The sequence below is a fragment of the Pseudarthrobacter sp. NIBRBAC000502771 genome, from assembly GCF_006517215.1.
Classification (GTDB): domain Bacteria; phylum Actinomycetota; class Actinomycetes; order Actinomycetales; family Micrococcaceae; genus Arthrobacter; species Arthrobacter niigatensis.
This window is the reverse complement of the sequence record NZ_CP041187.1, coordinates 23,753-39,359: the sequence shown is the minus strand read 5'-3', so window position 1 is coordinate 39,359 and position 15,607 is coordinate 23,753. Positions and strand designations below refer to the sequence as shown.

10 protein-coding genes, 3 rRNA genes and 1 pseudogene are annotated in these 15,607 nt (G+C 61.5%); 13 read left to right on the top strand and 1 reads right to left on the bottom strand.

What is annotated here, in order from left to right; all coding sequences use genetic code 11:
- Positions 1–58: 58 nt before the first annotated feature.
- Together NIBR502771_RS00170 and NIBR502771_RS00165 are read left to right on the top strand one after the other, a co-directional pair.
- Entirely contained in the window at positions 59–565 is a 507-nt protein-coding gene (locus NIBR502771_RS00170) for a DUF3592 domain-containing protein (protein ID WP_168225702.1), read from the top strand.
- A gap of 78 nt (positions 566–643) precedes the next feature.
- Positions 644–1,249, top strand: a complete 606-nt coding sequence (locus NIBR502771_RS00165) for a heme-binding protein (protein WP_141157926.1) — start codon at positions 644–646, stop codon at positions 1,247–1,249.
- Between the two features lie 62 nt (positions 1,250–1,311).
- Here the strand turns inward: NIBR502771_RS00165 and NIBR502771_RS00160 are convergent, their stop codons facing one another.
- Positions 1,312–1,704: a VOC family protein gene (locus NIBR502771_RS00160; protein ID WP_141157925.1), complete on the bottom strand. Its 393-nt coding sequence runs from the start codon at positions 1,702–1,704 to the stop codon at positions 1,312–1,314.
- A 392-nt stretch (positions 1,705–2,096) separates the two neighbouring features.
- On the opposite strand from NIBR502771_RS00160, the gene NIBR502771_RS00155 reads away from it, so the two are divergent.
- The 11 genes and pseudogenes from NIBR502771_RS00155 (at position 2,097) to NIBR502771_RS00110 (ending at position 15,607) form a co-directional block, all read left to right on the top strand.
- Positions 2,097–3,368 (top strand): DUF1524 domain-containing protein, encoded by a 1,272-nt coding sequence (locus NIBR502771_RS00155; protein WP_246839762.1) that lies wholly within the window; start codon positions 2,097–2,099, stop codon positions 3,366–3,368.
- 67 nt (positions 3,369–3,435) lie between these two features.
- The gene (locus NIBR502771_RS00150; protein WP_141157923.1) at positions 3,436–4,146 is read left to right on the top strand and encodes a PASTA domain-containing protein; all 711 of its coding nucleotides are present in this window, start codon (positions 3,436–3,438) and stop codon (positions 4,144–4,146) included.
- Positions 4,147–4,799: 653 nt separating this feature from the next.
- Positions 4,800–6,321: ribosomal RNA gene (locus NIBR502771_RS00145) — 16S ribosomal RNA — on the top strand.
- Positions 6,322–6,830: 509 nt separating this feature from the next.
- Positions 6,831–9,959, top strand: a 23S ribosomal RNA gene (locus NIBR502771_RS00140).
- Between the two features lie 186 nt (positions 9,960–10,145).
- Positions 10,146–10,262: ribosomal RNA gene (gene rrf, locus NIBR502771_RS00135) — 5S ribosomal RNA — on the top strand.
- The 16S, 23S and 5S rRNA genes sit together here, the layout of an rRNA operon.
- A gap of 538 nt (positions 10,263–10,800) precedes the next feature.
- A complete protein-coding gene (locus tag NIBR502771_RS20875) occupies positions 10,801–11,307 on the top strand; it encodes a hypothetical protein (RefSeq protein WP_246839761.1) in 507 nt (168 codons plus the stop codon).
- Positions 11,308–11,452: 145 nt separating this feature from the next.
- Entirely contained in the window at positions 11,453–12,985 is a 1,533-nt protein-coding gene (gene istA, locus NIBR502771_RS00125) for an IS21 family transposase (protein WP_246839715.1), read from the top strand.
- On the top strand, positions 12,982–13,770 hold the full coding sequence (gene istB / locus NIBR502771_RS00120) for an IS21-like element helper ATPase IstB (RefSeq protein WP_141157922.1): 789 nt from the start codon (positions 12,982–12,984) through the stop codon (positions 13,768–13,770). The genes istA and istB overlap by 4 nt, the downstream gene beginning before the upstream one ends.
- A gap of 163 nt (positions 13,771–13,933) precedes the next feature.
- A pseudogene (locus NIBR502771_RS21165) lies at positions 13,934–14,146 on the top strand (hypothetical protein); the annotation flags it as partial.
- 12 nt (positions 14,147–14,158) lie between these two features.
- Positions 14,159–14,770 carry a hypothetical protein gene (locus NIBR502771_RS00115; protein WP_246839927.1) on the top strand — a complete coding sequence of 204 codons (612 nt, stop codon included), beginning with the start codon at positions 14,159–14,161 and terminating at the stop codon, positions 14,768–14,770.
- Positions 14,771–14,848: 78 nt separating this feature from the next.
- Positions 14,849–15,607, top strand: coding sequence for a LamB/YcsF family protein (locus NIBR502771_RS00110; RefSeq protein WP_141157921.1), 759 nt, complete (start codon positions 14,849–14,851; stop codon positions 15,605–15,607).

Here is a 15,607-nt window from a genome sequence, read left to right as displayed (position 1 = left end):
TGCCGCAGGCAATGGATGGAGGTGTGGTTTTGCTGACAGCTCCGGCACAATGGGAGCCGTGACTGGGCGCAGAACTGACGGAAGCCGTAAACCCCCGCTGTCGTGGAAGCGGAAATTGAACCTGGCCGTGACTGTCCTGGTGCTCTGCCTGGGGCCCATTATGATCGGCGTAGGCAGCTTCATGATCAACGCCGATGAGGAGCTCGCCCGTTCTGGTGTCCAGGCGACCGGAACGATCATCCACTTCGACGACGTCACCAAAGCGTCCGAACGCAGGATGCAGGTTGAATTCCCGGCCGGGGACGGGGCGGTCCACCGGACCTTCGCCGCTGTGGACCACGATCAGTATCCCGTAGTGGGCAGCAGCGTGACGGTCGTCTATGCCGAAAACAATCCCGGGCGGGCCATCGTGCCCGGCTACGAGAGCGACGGCGTTTGGCTGCGTGGAGCCGGGGTTGTCCTGACGGTCATTTTCGGAGTTCTGGGCCTCTTGTACATCGTCCTGGTCGGCAGCGCTGTTCTGCGGGCCAGGTTGCGGCGGCGCCGAACGCCAAAGGTGGTGTAGCCGGAGCTTCCGGCTGTACGCTCCGGGTCGTACCCCGCCCTGTCCGCTCCCGCCTGACGGGCGTAGGCTGTGCGCACCATGACTGAACAACAGCCCTTTGAGTTGGTCCGGCGCTATCCCCACTTTGAACTTCGCCGGTATCCCGATTACGTGGTGGCCGAGGTGTCGGTGACGGCCGATTTCGACCGGGCAGGCAACGCCGCCTTCCGGTACCTCTTCAACTACATCAGCGGCAACAACACTGCCCGGCAGAAACTGGCGATGACCGCACCGGTGATCCAGGAAGCGGGAGGCCAAAAGCTCGCCATGACCGCACCCGTACTCCAGCGCGGACCGCTGCCTGGATCAGGGGAGCCGGCGGAATTCTCGGTGGCCTTTGTCCTGCCGGCCGGCTTGAATGCCGAAACTGCTCCCGCGCCCACCGATCCCAGGGTCACGGTGCGGGCGGTGCCCGGTTCCCTCGCTGCCGTGCTGGGCTTCTCGGGCAGCGGTTCGGCGTCGGCCTTTGAGCGGCGCAACAACGGTCTGCAGGCGGCGCTCACCCTGGCCGGCCTTACGCCTGTGGGTGCACCGCGGTTCGCCCGCTTCGATCCACCCTTCAAACCCTGGTTCCTGCGGCACAATGAGGTGGTCCAGGATGTGATGGAGCGCCCTCCGGGTGGCGCGGCCCCCGCATCCGGGTAGCGATTCTCCGCTGCCGACGCCCGCTCACCTCTGGGAGCTTCTGGAGCTAAAGCCAGCCCATCCTAGGGTTTGTGTGCGTCCCGGACACGGTCCTGCGTCTGGCCCTGCATGACCCAGCGGTTGCCGTCGGGGTCGCTGAAGTAGGCGAACAGGACACCGCCCAGGTCCTGGATCTCGCTGATGTCCGCGCCGCGGCCCACCAGCTCGCTGCGAACCTCGGCAATGTCCGGAACAACCAGTTGCAGGCCCTCGAGGCTGCCTGGGGTCATGGTGGTCATACCGGTGCCGATGACCACCGACGTGGCAGAGCCAGGGGGCGTCAGCTGGACGACGCGCATGCCCGGGATATGTTCCACGTCATGGTCGAGGACGAAGCCCAGCTTTTCCGTGTAAAACGCTTTTGATCTGTCGACGTCGGAAACCGGGACCTGTACAACCTCAAGGCGCATTTGCATGGAGGCCACTCTAGCCTTGGACGTCACGCCAGGGAACCGCAGGCCCAATCGATTGCCGGATTGAATTACCGCGCAATTAATAAGCCTCGAAGGCGGAGTGCGACGGGAATTTCTCAAGGTTTCCTCAAGACTGCCTGAATGTTGCCTGAGGATCGCAGTAAGTTGCGTAAACGGACCAGCAGGGTGCATAGGCTCAGCGGTGATGAGTTTACCGGGCTATGCAGCAGGCCCGGGATTGCGGGGGCAAAACTCTCTGGGCCCCCTTGTATATGGGGAAATGAATGTCCGACTATGACACCCTCTTGGGGTTTGTTCCTTCCGCGCCTGCACCGAAGCCGCCACGGAAACCGCGCTTTTCCACTTTCATTGTTGCCGGTATTACCGGGCTGTTCATGCTTTTCGGAGCACTGGGCGGCGGCATGGGCGGAGCCCTGATTATCCTGGGCATTTCAGCTGCCCTGACCGGTCTTTATGTACTCCTCACCGGACGGCGCTCCTGGGCGTGGCTTCCCGCAAAACGCAAGGCCGGCGCCGTCGCAATCGCCGCGGCGCTGGCGCTGTTCATCGGCGGCGCTGCCGCGCTGCCGCGCGTCGCCGGCGCGGACCTGGAGGCAGCCTCCTCGGAAAGCACTGCGAAGGCGGCCCCGGCGAAAGCGAGCCCGACGGCGACAGCAAAGGCATCGCCGTCGGCCACACCAACTGCCACGCCGACGGACACCGGGGAGCCGCTGGACCCGGAGAGTCCAAGCGTTCTTGCCGCCGGTGCCACCGCGGCCGCGCCCAATGCGCAGCCAACGTACGCAAGCAAGGCGCTGGACGTATTGGCAACCTTGCCGATCAAGGGCCGGGCGCCGAAGACGGGCTATGACCGCGGGCAGTTTGGCCAGGCATGGGCGGACGTGGACCGGAACGGCTGCGATACGCGCAACGACATCCTCAAACGCGACCTCACCGGCGTTTCGTACACGAACAGTGTGCCGTGCAAAGTGCAGTCGGGAACCCTGGCCGATCCGTACACGGGCAAGACCATCAGCTTTGTCAGGGGTTCGGCCACCAGCAGCGCCGTCCAGATCGACCACGTGGTGGCCTTGAGCGACGCCTGGCAGAAGGGCGCGCAGCAGCTGACTGCCGGGCAGCGGACGGCGTTCGCCAACGATCCGCTGAACCTGCAGGCCACGGACGGGCCCACCAACCAGCAAAAGGGCGACGGCGATGCGGCCACCTGGTTGCCGCCGAACAAGGGCTTCCGCTGTGAGTACGTTGCCCGGCAGGTTTCCGTGAAGGCGACATACGGGCTGTGGGTCACGCAGGCCGAGCACGATGCGATTGCCCGGATCCTGGGCGACTGCGCCGGGCAGCTGGCGCCGACCAACCAGCTGCCGCCGGCACCTGCCGCCGCTGCTGTGCCTGCGCCACCTGCCGCCGCTCCTGTACCTGCTCCCGCTCCGGCAGCACCCGCACCCGCACCTGCCGCCGTCGCCCCTGTTCCTGTTCCTGTTGCACCAGCACCCATGGCCCCGGCTCCTGCCGCGCCGGCACCTGCTGCTGCCTACTACGCCAACTGCGCGGCGGCGAGGGCTGCAGGAGCCGCGCCGCTCTACGCCGGGCAAGCCGGATACCGGCCCGCGCTGGACCGTGACTCCGACGGAGTCGCCTGCGAGTAGCCGCCGGATCTTTCCTCGGGCCTCGGCCCAACCGCATCACCACCACATCGCATTCCTAGGGGGAATCATGAACAACAACCTGTATGCCGCCCACCCGGTCACCGGGCGGCTGAAGAAATCGTTGGCGCTTGCCGTCCTGGCCGGCCTGCTGCTGACCGGCTGCGGAGGCAAGCAGGCATCCGTCGAACCCGCATCCGCTGCCACGTCCACCGCCACCGCTGGGGCGTCTGTTGCCGTTCCAGGTGTGGTGGGCCTGACCCTGGACAAGGCTACGGACCAGCTAAAGGGTCTCGGCTTCAAGGTTGAGGCCAAGGACATCGTAGACGGCAAGACCATCATCGTGGAGAAGAACTGGCAGGTGATGACTCAGGATCCCGCCAGCGGCGCCACAGCAGCGAAGGACTCCACCGTGCACCTCGGCGTGAAGTCGCTCGACAATATTGCCGCAGAGAAGGCGGCTGCCGAGAAGGTCGCCGCCGACAAGGCTGCCGCCGAACAGGCTGCAGCTAAAGCGGTAGCGGACAAGGCCGCTGCCGAAAAAGCCGCGGCTGACAAAGCCTCCGCCGATCAGGCTGCTGCTGCAAAGGCTGCAGCCGAGCAGGCGGCCCGGGACGCAGCTGCCAAGGCGGCGCAACAAGCTGCGCAGCAAGCTCAGCAACAGGCGCCGGCCGTCACGGTGCCCAATGTTGGGGGTGCGATCATCTGCAGCGACGGCTACGTGTGGCCCTCCACGACGAGGCAGGGCGCCTGCAGCAAGCATGGCGGTATTGCCAAGTAGCTGGTAGCCACCAGGACGAGCTGTGGACGCTTCCCTTTGTTGGGAGGCGTCCACAGCTCGTTCGGTAGCGGTTCCAACGGCGGCCATGGCCGTGGTGGTGCAGTGTGCGGCAGCACACACAGCGGATTTACGACGCCGGCAGCCTGCTTGGGTGCCCGAAACGCCCCTCCTGCCCCGGAATTCCGCGGATTCGCCACCACTTTTCGCCCGATTTGCGGTGGGGGTTGTGTGCGGGTATTGTTTTCTAAGTCGCCGCGGGGGAGACAGTGAAGAACTGTTCACCGGGTGGCCAAAACCCCCAAATCAAAGCCAAAATCTGGTTGCTCTTTAGGGCGCTGGAAATCGGTATGGGGCGGTCTTCAATTCGATGGGAATCCTGAAAGATGGATTTGACTCGGATTGGGGGATCGGGTAAGTTTGAAAAGTTGCTCCGGAGCGATCCTGAATGTTTGGTTTGGGTGGTGCCGGGTGTGTCTGTTGTTTGAGAACTCAATAGTGTGCCAAGTTTGTTGATACCGATTATGTAATGTGATTGGTTGAATTGGCTGGGTCTGTCCACCCCGTGGATTGGGCCTGGTTTTTACAGCTGGTTTCAAATTTTGCAGTGCGGTTTCCGCGTTATTTCCGTGGTTCCGTGTTGTGTCTGTTTTTCTTCAACGGAGAGTTTGATCCTGGCTCAGGATGAACGCTGGCGGCGTGCTTAACACATGCAAGTCGAACGATGATGGGAGCTTGCTCCTGGATTAGTGGCGAACGGGTGAGTAACACGTGAGTAACCTGCCCTTGACTCTGGGATAAGCCTGGGAAACTGGGTCTAATACCGGATATGACCTTCCATCGCATGGTGGTTGGTGGAAAGCTTTTGTGGTTTTGGATGGACTCGCGGCCTATCAGCTTGTTGGTGGGGTAATGGCCTACCAAGGCGACGACGGGTAGCCGGCCTGAGAGGGTGACCGGCCACACTGGGACTGAGACACGGCCCAGACTCCTACGGGAGGCAGCAGTGGGGAATATTGCACAATGGGCGCAAGCCTGATGCAGCGACGCCGCGTGAGGGATGACGGCCTTCGGGTTGTAAACCTCTTTCAGTAGGGAAGAAGCGTAAGTGACGGTACCTGCAGAAGAAGCGCCGGCTAACTACGTGCCAGCAGCCGCGGTAATACGTAGGGCGCAAGCGTTATCCGGAATTATTGGGCGTAAAGAGCTCGTAGGCGGTTTGTCGCGTCTGCCGTGAAAGTCCGGGGCTCAACTCCGGATCTGCGGTGGGTACGGGCAGACTAGAGTGATGTAGGGGAGACTGGAATTCCTGGTGTAGCGGTGAAATGCGCAGATATCAGGAGGAACACCGATGGCGAAGGCAGGTCTCTGGGCATTAACTGACGCTGAGGAGCGAAAGCATGGGGAGCGAACAGGATTAGATACCCTGGTAGTCCATGCCGTAAACGTTGGGCACTAGGTGTGGGGGACATTCCACGTTTTCCGCGCCGTAGCTAACGCATTAAGTGCCCCGCCTGGGGAGTACGGCCGCAAGGCTAAAACTCAAAGGAATTGACGGGGGCCCGCACAAGCGGCGGAGCATGCGGATTAATTCGATGCAACGCGAAGAACCTTACCAAGGCTTGACATGAACCGGAAAGATCTGGAAACAGGTCCCCCACTTGTGGTCGGTTTACAGGTGGTGCATGGTTGTCGTCAGCTCGTGTCGTGAGATGTTGGGTTAAGTCCCGCAACGAGCGCAACCCTCGTTCTATGTTGCCAGCACGTGATGGTGGGGACTCATAGGAGACTGCCGGGGTCAACTCGGAGGAAGGTGGGGACGACGTCAAATCATCATGCCCCTTATGTCTTGGGCTTCACGCATGCTACAATGGCCGGTACAAAGGGTTGCGATACTGTGAGGTGGAGCTAATCCCAAAAAGCCGGTCTCAGTTCGGATTGGGGTCTGCAACTCGACCCCATGAAGTCGGAGTCGCTAGTAATCGCAGATCAGCAACGCTGCGGTGAATACGTTCCCGGGCCTTGTACACACCGCCCGTCAAGTCACGAAAGTTGGTAACACCCGAAGCCGGTGGCCTAACCCCTTGTGGGAGGGAGCTGTCGAAGGTGGGACTGGCGATTGGGACTAAGTCGTAACAAGGTAGCCGTACCGGAAGGTGCGGCTGGATCACCTCCTTTCTAAGGAGCGCCTACAACAACCGGTCACCAGCGCATGTTGGTGGTGTGGTGTTGTCAGGAAGCAAGCCCGTAGCACGGACGATTGTTCCGTGGCGGGTGCTCATGGGTGGAATATCAACAAATAGCGGCCGCGTGTTTGTGTGTCTTGTCTAGTACGAGCCAGTGATGGTTCTGGAACGGTGGGCGTGGGGATGCGTGGTTTTGTGTTTGGCACACTGTTGGGTCCTGAGGCAACAGGGCCACGGGTTCGCTGTCTTCGCCTTTTGGGGTGTGGGTGGTGTTCTGGTGGGTTTGTTTGTTTCTGGTTTCCCTGCCATGACGTCTCTGCGCACTTGGTGTGTGTGGGGTGTGTGGTGTGGGGTTGTTGTTTGAGAACTACATAGTGGACGCGAGCATCTTGTATAAGAAGCAATTTCCAAGAATATGAACCTGGATCTGGTTCGTGCGCCTGTGGGTGTGCGGGGCAGTTTCTGTGGTTCTCTCGAGTGTTTTTTGTTTTTGATCTTTGTGGTCAAGTTTTTAAGAGCACACGGTGGATGCCTTGGCATTAGGAGCCGAAGAAGGACGTAGGAATCTGCGATAAGCCTGGGGGAGTCGATAACCGGACTGTGATCCCAGGGTGTCCGAATGGGGAAACCCCGCCAAGCGCGCGAGTGACTTGGTGACCCGTACCTGAACACATAGGGTGCGTGGGGGGAACGCGGGGAAGTGAAACATCTCAGTACCCGCAGGAAGAGAAAACAATAGTGATTCCGTTAGTAGTGGCGAGCGAACGCGGATCAGGCTAAACCGTTCCATGTGTGATAGCCGGCGGGCGTTGCATGGTCGGGGTTGTGGGACTTTCCGTACCAGTTCTGCCGGGCTGGTGGGGTGTGATGTGCGCGCATAGGTGAACGGTTTTGAAAGGCCGGCCAGAGAGGGTGTTAGTCCCGTAACCGTAATGTGTTTGTACCGCCTGTGAGAGTATCCCAAGTAGTACGGGGCCCGAGAAATCCCGTGCGAATCTGTCAGGACCACCTGATAAGCCTAAATACTCCCTAATGACCGATAGCGGACCAGTACCGTGAGGGAAAGGTGAAAAGTACCCCGGGAGGGGAGTGAAACAGTACCTGAAACCGTGTGCTTACAATCCGTCGGAGCCGGCTCTGTTCTGGTGACGGCGTGCCTTTTGAAGAATGAGCCTGCGAGTTAGTGTTACGTCGCGAGGTTAACCCGTGTGGGGCAGCCGTAGCGAAAGCGAGTCTGAATAGGGCGTGTGAGTGGCGTGATCTAGACCCGAAGCGAAGTGATCTACCCATGGCCAGGTTGAAGCGACGGTAAGACGTCGTGGAGGACCGAACCCACTTCAGTTGAAAATGGAGGGGATGAGCTGTGGGTAGGGGTGAAAGGCCAATCAAACTTCGTGATAGCTGGTTCTCCCCGAAATGCATTTAGGTGCAGCGTTGCGTGTTTCTTGCTGGAGGTAGAGCTACTGGATGGCTAATGGGCCCTACAAGGTTACTGACGTCAGCCAAACTCCGAATGCCGGTAAGTGAGAGCGCAGCAGTGAGACTGTGGGGGATAAGCTTCATAGTCGAGAGGGAAACAGCCCAGACCACCAACTAAGGCCCCTAAGCGTGTGCTAAGTGGGAAAGGATGTGGAGTTGCCCAGACAACCAGGAGGTTGGCTTAGAAGCAGCCACCCTTAAAAGAGTGCGTAATAGCTCACTGGTCAAGTGATTCCGCGCCGACAATGTAGCGGGGCTCAAGTACACCGCCGAAGTTGTGGCATTCACATATTTTCCAAGCCTTTGTGGTTCAGGAGTGTGGATGGGTAGGGGAGCGTCGTGTGGGCGGTGAAGCTGCGGTGTAAACCAGTGGTGGAGCCTACACGAGTGAGAATGCAGGCATGAGTAGCGAAAGACGGGTGAGAAACCCGTCCGCCGAATGATCAAGGGTTCCAGGGTCAAGCTAATCTGCCCTGGGTAAGTCGGGACCTAAGGCGAGGCCGACAGGCGTAGTCGATGGACAACGGGTTGATATTCCCGTACCGGCGAAAAACCGTCCATGTTGAACAGGGGATACTAACCGCCCGAGACCTGCCCGACACCCCTTGTGGGTGAAGGGTTTTGGTGGAGCGCGGGACCTGATCCTGGGAGGCAAGCGTATTAACAGGTGTGACGCAGGAAGGTAGCCGAGCCGGGCGATGGTTGTCCCGGTCTAAGGATGTAGGGCGAGTGGTAGGCAAATCCGCCACTCATGGTGCCTGAGATCTGATGGGACCCCCGTTTGGGGGGATTTGGTGATCCTATGCTGCCGAGAAAAGCATCGACGCGAGGTTTTAGCCGCCCGTACCCCAAACCGACACAGGTGATCAGGTAGAGAATACTAAGGCGATCGAGAGAATTATGGTTAAGGAACTCGGCAAAATGCCCCCGTAACTTCGGGAGAAGGGGGGCCCCAACCTTGATACACCTTCGCGGTGTGGAGGGGATCGGGGCCGCAGAGACCAGGGGGAAGCGACTGTTTACTAAAAACACAGGTCCGTGCGAAGTCGCAAGACGATGTATACGGACTGACTCCTGCCCGGTGCTGGAAGGTTAAGAGGACCGGTTAGCCGCAAGGCGAAGCTGAGAATTTAAGCCCCAGTAAACGGCGGTGGTAACTATAACCATCCTAAGGTAGCGAAATTCCTTGTCGGGTAAGTTCCGACCTGCACGAATGGAGTAACGACTTCCCCGCTGTCTCAACCATAAACTCGGCGAAATTGCAGTACGAGTAAAGATGCTCGTTACGCGCAGCAGGACGGAAAGACCCCGAGACCTTTACTATAGTTTGGTATTGGTGTTCGGAGTGGCTTGTGTAGGATAGGTGGGAGACGTTGAAGCCCGGACGCCAGTTCGGGTGGAGTCATCGTTGAAATACCACTCTGGTCACTTTGGACATCTAACTTCGGCCCGTAATCCGGGTCAGGGACAGTGCCTGATGGGTAGTTTAACTGGGGCGGTTGCCTCCTAAAAAGTAACGGAGGCGCCCAAAGGTTCCCTCAGCCTGGTTGGCAATCAGGTGTCGAGTGTAAGTGCACAAGGGAGCTTGACTGTGAGAGAGACATCTCGAGCAGGGACGAAAGTCGGGACTAGTGATCCGGCGGTACATTGTGGAATGGCCGTCGCTCAACGGATAAAAGGTACCTCGGGGATAACAGGCTGATCTTGCCCAAGAGTCCATATCGACGGCATGGTTTGGCACCTCGATGTCGGCTCGTCGCATCCTGGGGCTGGAGTAGGTCCCAAGGGTTGGGCTGTTCGCCCATTAAAGCGGTACGCGAGCTGGGTTTAGAACGTCGTGAGACAGTTCGGTCCCTATCCGCTGCGCGCGCAGGAAATTTGAGAAGGGCTGTCCTTAGTACGAGAGGACCGGGACGGACGAACCTCTGGTGTGTCAGTTGTACTGCCAAGTGCACCGCTGATTAGCTACGTTCGGATGGGATAACCGCTGAAAGCATCTAAGCGGGAAGCTCGCTTCAAGATGAGATTTCCATACACATTTATGTGTGAGAGGCCCCCAGCCAGACCACTGGGTTGATAGGCCGGATGTGGAAGCGAGGACTAACGACTCGTGAAGCTGACCGGTACTAATAGGCCAACAACTTACACCACACAGATACATACAAAACTCTGCTTGCGTCCACTATGTGGTTCCCAACCAACAACCCCCAACACGGGTTGTCACGGCACGGAACCAACACAACTAAATAACAACACCACACAGCTGTCCCAGGACAGCGAATGTTGTAACCACAAAACTTCCCACCAACCCCCCAGGGTTGGGCCGGGTACAAGGGTTACGGCGGTCATAGCGTGGGGGAAACGCCCGGTCCCATTCCGAACCCGGAAGCTAAGACCCACAGCGCCGATGGTACTGCACCCGGGAGGGTGTGGGAGAGTAGGTCACCGCCGGAACAACTATTAATGGTCGAGGCCCCAACCACACGGTTGGGGCCTCCCACATTTAAACACCAAACACCAAACACCAACCCACCCATGCCCACTCCCGACAGGGCGCACTGGGCCTGATCGACCCTGCTCCAGCGATCCAACCGCCGTGTCGGCGACCCGGGCTCAGGAAGATGCCGCCTGCCATTGCTGGCGGGCCCACCGGTTGAGTGGGAGAATTTGGTCATCCTTTGATGAGGGGGCTGTCATGTCCGGCCTGGGAGTTCTCCAACCTGGCCGCCGCTCCCGGGCATCCGTGCCCAGGCTCCTGGCGGTTCTACTGGTGCTCGCGATTGGAGTGCTTTTCGCTCCACCCGCCCGGGCCGTCGACTATGGACATGACATTTCCTGGCCACAGTGTCCGGCCGGCCTTCCGATGCCGCCCCCAGACACTGGGTTCGTCGTCATCGGTCTGACCCGCGGTCTTGCCTTTACCGAAAACCCCTGCCTGGCCGGCCAGTTCCAGTGGGTGCTCGACCATGGAGTCAGGGCTCAGGCATACGCCATGGCGACGTTTCCCACCGGTGCGCAGTACGAGGCCTACGGCGACGACGGCCCCTATTCCACCAGCACCCGGCCGGACCGGCTGCGTAACGTCGGGTATGCCGAGGGCCGCGCCGCCCTGGCCTCCCTTGGCACAGTGGGATGGCGGCCGGAGCGAATTTGGGTTGACGTAGAACCACGTCCGCAACAGCCTTGGCCCAGCTCTTCCGCGGCTCAGCGGCAGGAGAACCGGTACGTCATCTCCGGGCTCCTGGCTGCGCTGGCAGACGCCGGCTTCCCGCGCGGGATCTACTCTTACGCGAGCGCCTGGGAAGCCATTACCGGATCATGGCAGCTCCCCGACGTGCCCGTTTGGTCTCCTGCAGGGAGTCTGGACTTTGCGAGTGAAGCAATAGACCTCTGTATGAATCCCAGCTTCTCCGGTGGCACTGTGCACATGGCGCAATGGACCGATGGTGTAAGCGGCCATGAAAAACTGCCCATAGGCGGCCACGTAATTGCCCACTGACGGCCAGTAGAACTGCCCAGCGGTGGCCATGAGATCTGCCCACTTCCTTACTGAACCTGCCGCGTCTTAAGCGGCAGGGGCCTCTCCCCGGGATTTGATGACGGTGTCTAGTCGCACCAAATGTCGTCCCAGGAAGAGGCCCTGTATGAAGCATGACGGAGAAATCATGGAAATTCTTGCTGCCTACGATCTGACCGGATCGTTGCGCGCCACCGCGGAGCTCACAGGCTGCTCGCACCACACTGTTGCCAGACACGTCGCAGCCCGTGACGCCGGCCGGCCAATCGCAGAACCAGCGCCCCGGCCCAGGGTCACGGACGCCTACCTGCCCAAGATCGAGGAATGGATCGAGGCGTCCAAGGGCCGGATTCGCGCCGACAAGGCCCACGAGAAGCTCCTCGCCCTGGGCTATGAAGGGTCGGAGCGGTCCACCCGCCGCGCGATCGCTCAGGTCAAAGCCGCCTGGCGGCTCGGACACACCCGCGTCCACCGGCCGTGGATCACCGAGCCCGGGATGTGGCTGCAGTACGACTTCGGCGACGGGCCACGAATCGGCGGCGTGAACACCATCCTGTTCGTTGCGTGGCTGGCGTTCTCCCGCTTCCGGATCGTGATACCGCTCAGGGACCGCACCGCGCCGAGCGTGTTCGCAGCCCTCGACCGGTGCTTCCGGATCCTGGGCGGAGCACCGACGTATGTTCTGACCGATAACGAGAAGACCGTCACCACCGCCCACGTCGCAGGGGTCCCGGTGCGGAACCAGCAGACCCTGGACTTCGCCCGCCACTACGGGGTCACCGTGCTGACCTGCCAACCCGCAGACCCCGCCACCAAAGGCGGAGTCGAAGCGTCGGTGAAACTGGCCAAAGCCGACCTCGTGCCCACAGACACTAACCTGAGGCCCAGCTACGCCTCCTTCGCCGAGCTCGAGGCCGCCTGCCAGGTCTTCATGGACGAGGTCAACAACCGGGAACATCGGGCGACCCGCCGCAAACCCGCAGTAGTTTTGGCGGAGGAAGCGCCCCGGCTGCACCGGGTCCCGGAGACCGCGCATACGGTCGCGTTCGGGCTGGCCCGTATAGTCCCGGAGAACACCCCGATGGTCTCCTTCGAGAACGCCCAATACTCCGTGCCGTCTCATCTGCTCGGCGCGAGGGTGTTCGTCCGCTCCCACGGCACCGGGCCTGATGAACAGGTCATCATCGTCCACCACGGCCCGACCGGCCCGGTCGAAGTCGCCCGCCATGGCCGGGCAAGGCCCGGCAGCCCCGCGATCATCGATGAGCACTTCCCCGAAACCAGGACCAGGATCCCGGGCGACTACGCCGTGAAAGCACGCACCGCCGGAGAAGCCGAGTTCCTTGCCATCGGCGCAGGCGCCAAGACCTGGCTCGTGGAAGCCGCCGCGGCAGGAACAGGCCGGATCAACGTGAAAATGGCCGAGGCCGTGACCCTGGCCAAAATCGCCGGGACCGAGTCCGTGGACCGTGCCCTGGGTGATGCTGCGCTCCATGGCCGCTTCGCCCACGGCGACCTGCCGTCCATCCTGAACGCGAACATCCGCCGCACCACCACCCACATTGCGGACGAAACCAGGTCCCTCACCCAAGGCACCAGCGCCTGGGCAGGCCTCGGCGCCGGTCCGTCCAGCACCCCAGCGAAGGAGCAGAGCCGATGACCCCAGTCACAACCACGAACACCACCGCCCCGGCCCTGCCAGCCGAGCTGGAAGCGCTAATGCGGCAACTGAAGATGCCCCACGCCCGGGCACTGGCCCCGGAGCTGATCGCTACCGCACGAGCCCAGCGCTGGGAACCGACCGAGATCATCAAGGCCCTGTTCACCGAGGAAGCCGCAGGACGGGCGCGGTCGATGCTCGCCACCCGGCGCAAAGCGGCCGGCTTCCCGACCGGAAAGACCTTCGACGTCTGGGACCCGGCCGTCTCCTCGATTCCGGCGCCGACCCAGCAGGCCCTGCGCACCCTGGAATGGATCACCCGCAGGGAGAACCTGGTCGTCTGTGGGCCCTCCGGCACCGGGAAAACGTTCTTCCTCGAAGCCCTCGGCCAGCAAGCCGTCGAAGCCGGGATGCGCGTTGCCTGGTTCAGACTCGAGGACCTCGGCGCGCTCATCCGCGCGCATCGCACCGACGACAGCGTCACCAAGGCCGTCGCCAGAATCCTCCGCGCCGAACTCGTCGTGATCGATGACATCGGCCTGCTGCCCGTGGCGACCGACGCCGCCGAAGGACTCTACAGAGTCGTGGACGCCGCCTACGAAAAACGCTCCGTCGCGATCTCCTCGAACCTGCACCCAGCCGGCTTCGACGAACTCATGCCCAAAACCCTGGCCACAGCCACAGTTGATCGGCTCCTACATCACGCCCACGTCTGCCAAACCAGCGGCGATTCCATCCGACTCACCCAAGCCCTCGCGGGAAAAGGAGTCACCCAACTGAAATAACAGACCCACGATGGCCAACCCCACCGACAACCCTCAGTGGGCAGATCTGTTGGCCATCACCGGGCAGTTTTACTGGCCACCAGCGGGCCGATTAACTGGCCGCCCGTGGGCAGAAACAAATGGCCATTGACACGATGGTACCTACGACCACGATTTGACGTGCGTGGGGGTCTACAGGGCCCACGTTGCCACAATTGGCTGGCAGTCAAGCGTTTCCGGTGGCGCAACCGCGGGAACGACTGGCCGGTCATTGTCACTGGAAGCACTGCGCCTCTCCGTGGCGGGAGACCGCCTGTCCGGGGACATCTTGTGGAGGGGCCATGTCCAAAACATTGGCTGGCAGCCTTGGACGACGTCGGCGTCCCCGATTGGAACGACCGGGCTGGGTTTGCGCCTTGAAGCATTCGAGTTGCGGCTGACCGGGGACTTGGCCTCACGGTACAGCATCAGGTACCGCGCCCACGTCCAAGACATCGGCTGGCAGCCTTACCGGACAGACGGAGCCACCGCAGGCACCGTCGGGCAAGGCCTGCGGATGGAGGCCGTGACGATCGAGTTGGTTCCCAAGGTTGCAGCAGCCTTCACTGCCGTGTACGCCGCCCATGTCCAGGACCTCGGCTGGATGGCCGACGTTTCGGACGGTACTGTCGCCGGGACGACGGGCCAGGCCCTCCGGCTTGAGGCGTTCCGTCTCCACGTGTCCAGTGCGGCATATCCGGGGGATATCGAATGGCGGGGGCATGTACAGGATGTTGGTTGGCAGGCATGGACATCCTCGGCTAACCCTATCGGCACTGTCGGGCAGGGGCTCCGTTTGGAAGCATTCGAAATCAGGCTGACCGGAGAAATGGCGAACCACTACAGCATCTACTACCGTGCCCATGTCCAGGATTACGGCTGGCAGGCATGGGTCGCCAACGGAGGAACGGCTGGCACGACGGGTGCTGCCAAACGGATCGAGGCCGTGCAGATCATAATCGCCCCGAGGACCGGTGCCTAAGACTGCTCGTATGGATTGTTGAACAATCCTGATTTTTAGGGCATTCTTGAAGGACACCAATCCGAGACGGAGATCACAATGCCCAGCATCGACTTGAACAGCGACGTCGGCGAGTCCTTCGGGAACTGGTCCTTCGGCGATGACGCCGCCATTTTCGAGAGTGTGTCCAGTGCCAACGTAGCCTGCGGCTTCCACGCGGGCGATCCCGTGGGCATCATGGCCACCTGCCAGGCTGCCGTCAAGGCCGGCGTCACCGTCGGCGCACACCCCGGCTACCGGGACCTGGCCGGATTCGGCCGCCGCTTCGTGGACATGACCCCGGAAGAGCTGACCGCGGACGTCGTCTACCAGATCGGCGCGGTCCAGGCCGTAGCCCTCGCAGCAGGAACAGCCGTCCGCTACGTCAAGCCGCACGGGGCCCTTTACAACACCATCGTGAACCACCCCAAGCAGGCCGGCGCCGTGGTCGCAGCGATCCTTGCCGTGGACCCCACGCTGCCCCTTATGGTGCTCCCGAACTCCGAGATCCAGCGTCAGGCCGAAGCCGCGGGACTGCGGACCGTGGCCGAGGCGTTCGCTGACCGGGCCTACAATCCGGACGGCACCCTGGTCTCCCGACGCGAACCGGGTGCCGTGCTGCACGAGGTGGCTGACGTCGTCGAGCATGTCCTGCGCCTGGCCACCGACGGCGTGGTCCGTGCCATCGACGGCTCCCTGGTCCCCGTCAACGCCGAGAGCATCTGCCTGCACGGTGACACCCCCGGGTCCGTGGCGATGGCCGCCGCCGTCCGCGCCGCACTGGTGGATGCCGGCATCCGGATCCAGAGCTTCGCCTAG